Raw genomic sequence first — 6,155 nt, forward strand, 5'->3', positions numbered from 1 at the left:
CCCCGCCGCAGCCCGACCCCGCCGACCATCCGGTCCAGCAGGCCGCGCAACGCCCAGACGACCGGCAGGGAGTACCAGCCGTTCCGGCCGCCGATGCTCTCGATGACCTGCCACAACGCCTCCGGGCTTGCGGGCACCAGGATGCTGCGCCGGTCGATGTAGAGGCTGCCGCCTGCCCAGTCCGGGTCGGTGGGCAGCGGGTCGCTCGGGGCGCCGGGCGTGGAGGCCGAGGACCAGCGGGTGGCGACATCGGCCTCCTTGATCTTCTTGAGCGCCAGCGACACGGCCGAGCGGAACCCGATCAGCCCGTCCTCGGGGTCGGGCACATAGCGGGCGATGTCGTGCTCGCGGCAGACCGCCTCGTTGCGCAGCGACTCGACCAGCGGCCGGGCGATCCTCGACGGGACCGGCGTGACCAGGCCGACCCAGAGGCTCGACAACCTCGGCGTGAGCACGCCAAGGGGGATGATCACGCGGCCGGGCAGGCCGGCGACGGAGGCGTACCCGTGCATCATGCCGGCGTAGGTCAGCACGTCCGGACCGCCGATGTCGAACGCCCGGTTCACCTCGTCCGGCACGCTCGCCCACGCGGTCAGGTAGCGCAGGACGTCGCGTACCGCGATGGGCTGCGTATGGCTGCGCACCCATCGCGGCGTCGTCATCACCGGCAGCCGCTCGGTCAGGTGACGCAGCATCTCGAACGACGCCGAGCCGGACCCGATGATCACCGCGGCACGCAGCACCACCGACGGAACACCCGACCGCAGAAAGATCTCGCCCACCACGGCCCTCGACCGCAGATGCGGGGACAGCCGCTCGTCCGGCACGAGCCCGCCGAGGTAGACGATGCGCCGCACCCCCGCCTGCGCGGCCGCCGCCGCGAACGTCTCGGCGGCCCTGCGGTCGTTCTCGGCGAACTGTCCTGTGCCGCCCATGGTGTGGATCAGGTAGTACGCCACCTCCACCCCGTCCAGGGCGGCCCGTGTCCGTACGGGGTCGGTGGCGTCCGCCTCGACGATCTGCGTCTGCGACGCCCACGGCAGGTCACGCAGCCGCTCGGGCGAACGCGCCATGCAGCGGACCTCGTGTCCGGCCGCGAGCAGCTCGGGGACCAGCCGGCCGCCGATGTAGCCGGTCGCCCCCGTGACCAGGCAACGCGCCATCCCGTCCCCCTCACAACCCTCAGCACCTTCCCTATGTCGGTTCCGCCCGGAATGACGGGCAATCGGGATTCGACGCAAAGATGATTTTGCCGTCAGGCCCGACACCGGACCCCGGCTCCGTCCACAGGGCGCGGCCTCCACGAGCTGCCGCCCCCAGGGGTCCTGCGCGGGGAGCTTGCACACGGGTCCCACCCGTGGGCTCGGCTCCGGTCCGCGCCGCTGGTTCGCTTCGCTCCGTCAGCCCGTTGCCCCAGCCCTAACCCCAGCCCCCGTCCCGGAGCCCGGCCTCGTTCACGGGCGCTGGTGCCCCCGCAGGCCCCCGTCCTTCCATGGGACCCACGCACGGGTTTCGCCCATGGGCGTTCGGCTCCGGTCCGTGCCGCTAGTTCGCTTCGCTCCGCCGCCTCGTGTCGCCGCCTCGTGTCGCCGCCTCATATCCCTAGGCCCGTGCCGTCGGCTCGTGCCCCTGTCCCGTGCCGTCGGCTCGTGTCCTTGCTCCGTCCCGCGCCTTGCACGTCGCCGGGTCGGTGCGGCGCTGGTCATGGTCATGTGGGCGGACGCGACCGCTGCGCAGCCCGGTGTCGTCCCGCAGGCGACCTAGGCAACCCAGAGCATCTAGGTTTGGGCGATCCAGGCAGGGCCAGACGCCGGGACGCCGAGACGCCGAGATGGCCAGGTGTGTCAGGTGGGGCGGTTCGGGGAGCTAGCGCAGTCGGTCGCGGAGGGCGGCGAGTAACAGAGGGACCACCGCCCACGCGGCCAGCACCGTGAAAGCCGCCCAGACCGGCATGATGTCCGGCACCTGCTCGATGAGCTGGAGCGCCGGATACCCAGGCATGAAGCGGTTGACCAGCTCGCCCCCGGGCAGCACGCGGGCGGTGAACGGCAGCACGAGCACGACTGCGATCAGCACGGCCGTCGCTACCGCCCCGTTGCGCAGGATCGCCCCGAGCGCCAGCCCGAGCAGTGTGGTGACCACGATCATGAGGGTGCCGCCGCCGATCACCTGCCAGGCCGCCGCGGGCAGCGGCGACGGGTGGAAATCCGCGGCCACGAACCGCCCGTAGAGATATCCGGGAACCGCGATCAGCAGCGAGCCGGCGATGGCGGCACCGCCCAGCACCAGGGCTTTGGCCAGCAGAATCCGCGATGCGGACGGCGTGGCGAGCCGGGTCATGTCGATCATGCGGGACGAGTGCTCGCCGGTGATCGTCATCGTGCCCAGCATTCCGAGCGGGAGCTGGGCCACGATCACGCCCACGTACACGGCCACGATGACACCCATGGCGGCCTGGTCGGGCGTGCGGCCCGGCTCCCAGCGCGCGATGACGGTCTCGGCGCCGAGCACGGTGAGCACGAGCGAGAGCCCCACCCCGACGCCCATCGCCCACCACGTCGAGCGCAGCGTCCGCAGCTTCAGCCACTCGGCTGCGACGGTGTTCACGGCCTGCCTCCCGACGTGAACTCCAGGAACACATCCTCTAAGGACAGGCCGGGACGCACCAGCTCGTCGATCCCCGCGTCGGCGAGCAGCCGGCCCTGCCCGATGACGATGAGGTGGTCGGCCGTGACCGCCATCTCGTTCATCAGGTGGCTTGACACCAGGACGGTCCTGCCTTCGGCGGCGAGCGATTTCAGCAGGTCGCGCGTCCAGCGGATGCCTTCGGGGTCGAGGCCGTTGATCGGCTCGTCGAGCACCAGCACCGCCGGATCGCCGAGCAGGGCGGCGGCCATCCCGAGCCGCTGCTTCATGCCCAGCGAGAAGCCGCCGATCCGCTTGCCTCCCGCATCGCCGAGCCCGACGCGGTCCAGCAGCCCGCCGATGCGCCGCGGTGAGATCCCGTTGGCCCGCGCCAGCCAGCGCAGGTGCTGCTCCGCACGCCGCCCGCCCTGCACGGCGGTCGCGTCCAGCAGCGCGCCGACCTGGGTGAGTGGCCGCGCCAAGCTCTGGTACGGGACGCCGCCCACGGTGGCCAGCCCGGACGTGGGCCGGTCGAGGCCGAGGATCAGCCGCATGGTCGTGGTCTTGCCCGCGCCGTTCGCGCCCAGGAAACCGGTGATCTTGCCCGGCGGCACCGTGAAGGAAAGGTCGTCCACGGCCACGGTTCGCTGGAACCGTTTGGTGAGTCGGTGTGCTTCGATCATGGGTTCCACGATGCGCCGGGATCCGGTCGCCGCGCATCGGTCCTGGGACCGATGCGCGGCGGCGGGCGGCCCGGTTAGGTTCATGGCGTGCGCGAACCGATCCGTCCTCCACTGCTGAGCCGGGTGCCGGTGTGGGCCTGGGTGACGGCCGACGCCGGGCTCGCTCTCTTCCTCACGACCGTCTTCCTGGGGCTGGCCACGACGAGGAACGCCTCCGCGCCCGATCTGATCGACTACGCCGGGGCGCTGGCGACCGGTCTGCCGATCGCGGTCAGGCGGCTGTGGCCCCGCGCGGTGTTCGTGATCGTCCTGATCGGCGGGCTCGGCATGCGCGAGTTCTTCGTCCCGCACGTCGACCCGTTCGGGCTGTCACTCGCCCTCTACACGCTGGCCAGCCGCACGAGAGCCGTCCTGGCGCTGTTCGCGGCGGCTGCGGTGGCGGCGCAGGGCGTGGTCGAGCTCCCGCTGACGGCCACTGTCCGCGACCAGCTCGGGCTGGTGCTCGCGATCCTGGTCGCCGCCTGGGCCGTCGGCACGGCCGTACGCCAGCGCAGGCTCTACACCGAGCGGCTCGCCGAGCACGCGGAGGAGCGGGCGCGGGCGGAGGCCGCCGAGGAGAGGTTACGCATCGCCCGGGAGCTGCACGACGTCATCGGCCACAGCCTCAGCACGATCGCGGTGCAGGCGGGCGTGGCCGGTCATGTGGGCGGGGCGGAGGAGATGGGCCGCACGCTGGCCTCGATCGAGGAGACCAGCAGGTCGGCGTTACGCGAGACCAGGCGACTGCTCGGTGTGCTGCGCGAGGACGGTGAGAGCGACCTCGCGCCCGCGCCCCGGCTGGCCGACCTGGACGTGCTCGCCGAGCGGACCAGGGCGGCGGGCCTGGCGGTGGAGCTGGAGATCGACGGTGAGGTGGAGGGGGAGATGGAGCTGACCGTCTACCGGATCGTGCAGGAGGCGCTGACCAACGTGCTCAAGCACGCCGGCGCCCGTCATGTCCGGGTGCGGATCGAGCGGCAGGGCGACGGCCTGGTCGTGGAGGTCACCGACGACGGGACTCGCGGTCCCGCGCGGCCGTACGGTCACGGGCTGACCGGGCTGCGCGAGCGGGTCCAGATCTTCGGCGGCGAGTTCGAGGCCGGGGGGCGGTCCCCGCGCGGCTTCCGCGTCATGGCCAGGTTGCCGCTGTGATCAAGGTGCTGGTGGCCGACGATCAGGCGCTCATCAGGGCGAGCTTCCGCGTGCTGGTCGACAGCGCGCCCGGTTTCCGCACGGTCGGCGAGGCCGCGACCGGCGCGGAGGCGGTGCGGGCCGCCGCGAGGGAGCGTCCCGATCTGGTGCTCATGGACGTGCGCATGCCGGTCATGGACGGTATCGAGGCCACCCGCCGCATCTGCGCCGGGCGGCCGGAGACGCGCGTGCTCATCGTGACCACCTTCGACCTCGACGAGTACGTCTACGGTGCGCTCCAGGCGGGTGCCGCGGGCTTCCTGCTCAAGGACACCCCGCCCGCCGATCTGCTCAAAGGAGCGGAAGTGGTCGCCTCGGGCGAGTCGCTCCTGGCGCCCACCGTCACGCGGCGGCTGATCCAGCGGTACGTGAGCCCGGCGTCGCCGAAGGGCGGCCTGCCGATCACCGATCGCGAGCGCGAGGTCCTCGTCCTGGTGGCCAGGGGGCTGTCCAACGCGGAGATCGCGAGCACCCTGTACGTCAGCCTCGGCACGGTGAAGACGCACGTCAGCAGCCTGCTGGCCAAGCTCGGCGCCCGCACCCGCGTCCACCTGGTCATCACCGCCTACCAGGCCGGTCTCGTGTGACGGGAGGCAGGTGGCCCGCCGGCCCTCGCTATGACGCGGACGCCAGTTCTTGTCCACCGCGAGTCCCGGATCTTGTAACCACCAGGCGAAAGCGCTGCGTGTTCGATCTGTTACATCCTGTGACGGAGCTGCCTTTGGAACGGCTCCAGGCAGTACCGACACGAGGAGAACCATAATGCGCGGTATGCGGATCGCCACGGCCACGGGCGTCATCGGACTCGTCATGATGACCTTCGCCGCCCCTGCCTCGTCGGCCTCCGCGCCGGGGTCGGCCGCGGGCAAGCGGGCCGGTGACATCTGCCTCTACACCGGACGGGACTTCTCCGGCGCGTCATGGTGCTGGAACCCCGCCAACGGGTACGTGGACGTGCCGCCGGCCCTGCACGACAACGTCGGATCCTTCCAGGCCCACGCGAACGGGTGCTTCATCAACTGGATCCACGTCCCCGACAGGAAGGAGACGCGCGTCGTCCGCGACGGCGACTATCGCAGGGTCTACAAGGACGATTTCGGCGGCAAGATCGACGCCGTGGCGCCAGGCTGCTGACGTCGCGGGACGCCCGGCGAGCCGCGTAAAGGACCCCAACGGCGCGCTCATCGGGCGGTGAAAAGCGGTGGCCGGCGGACTCCCGCCGGCCACCGCGCCATTTCCGGTCGGTCGTTGTGTCGTTCCTGGGTCGGCCACCGTGTGGTTCTGGGTCGGTTGCTGTGTCGTTTTCCGGTCGACCACCGAGTAGTTCCGGGCCGGTTTCTGGTGTCGTTTCCAGGCCGGGCACAATGTGGTTTCCGGGTCCGGCCACCGTATGGTTTCCAGGTCGGCACCATGCGGCTCCAGGCCGGCCACCGCGTGGTTTTCCGGGTCCGGCCGCCCATGATTTCCAGGTCGGCGCCGTGCGGTTTCCAGGTCGGCGCCGTGCGGTTTCCGGGTCGGCCACCGTGCGTTTGTCGCGCCGGGCCCCGTGCCGGTTCTCACACCCCCATTTCGGGCTGAGTTCTGGGCCGGGTCTAGGGCTGTCTCTGAGACACATCT

General features: G+C 71.2%; 5 protein-coding genes and 1 pseudogene. 3 read left to right on the forward strand and 3 right to left on the reverse strand.

The window, feature by feature from the left end; translation table 11 throughout:
- From ETD85_RS59330 to ETD85_RS59340, 3 genes and pseudogenes are all read right to left on the reverse strand, one after another.
- Positions 1-1,163, reverse strand: a 1,163-nt coding sequence (locus tag ETD85_RS59330; RefSeq protein ID WP_138698599.1) for a DUF2867 domain-containing protein, incomplete at its 3' end; no start/stop codon positions are given.
- A gap of 703 nt (positions 1,164-1,866) precedes the next feature.
- The gene (locus ETD85_RS59335) at positions 1,867-2,607 is read right to left on the reverse strand and encodes an ABC transporter permease (RefSeq protein ID WP_138698600.1); all 741 of its coding nucleotides are present in this window, start codon (positions 2,605-2,607) and stop codon (positions 1,867-1,869) included.
- A 56-nt stretch (positions 2,608-2,663) separates the two neighbouring features.
- Positions 2,664-3,308, reverse strand: a pseudogene (locus ETD85_RS59340) (ABC transporter ATP-binding protein); the annotation flags it as partial.
- 87 nt (positions 3,309-3,395) lie between these two features.
- Here ETD85_RS59340 and ETD85_RS67155 point away from each other — a divergent pair.
- The 3 genes from ETD85_RS67155 (at position 3,396) to ETD85_RS59355 (ending at position 5,672) form a co-directional block, all read left to right on the forward strand.
- Entirely contained in the window at positions 3,396-4,499 is a 1,104-nt protein-coding gene (locus ETD85_RS67155) for a sensor histidine kinase (RefSeq protein ID WP_138698602.1), read from the forward strand.
- Positions 4,496-5,125: a response regulator gene (locus tag ETD85_RS59350; protein ID WP_138698603.1), complete on the forward strand. Its 630-nt coding sequence runs from the start codon at positions 4,496-4,498 to the stop codon at positions 5,123-5,125. Before ETD85_RS67155 ends, ETD85_RS59350 begins: the two co-directional genes overlap by 4 nt.
- Before the next feature lie 184 nt (positions 5,126-5,309).
- Complete coding sequence (locus ETD85_RS59355) at positions 5,310-5,672, forward strand: hypothetical protein (RefSeq protein WP_138698604.1); 363 nt, start codon at positions 5,310-5,312, stop codon at positions 5,670-5,672.
- The last annotated feature ends 483 nt before the right edge of the window (positions 5,673-6,155 follow it).

It is taken from the genome of Nonomuraea zeae, from assembly GCF_005889725.1.
GTDB lineage: Bacteria > Actinomycetota > Actinomycetes > Streptosporangiales > Streptosporangiaceae > Nonomuraea > Nonomuraea zeae.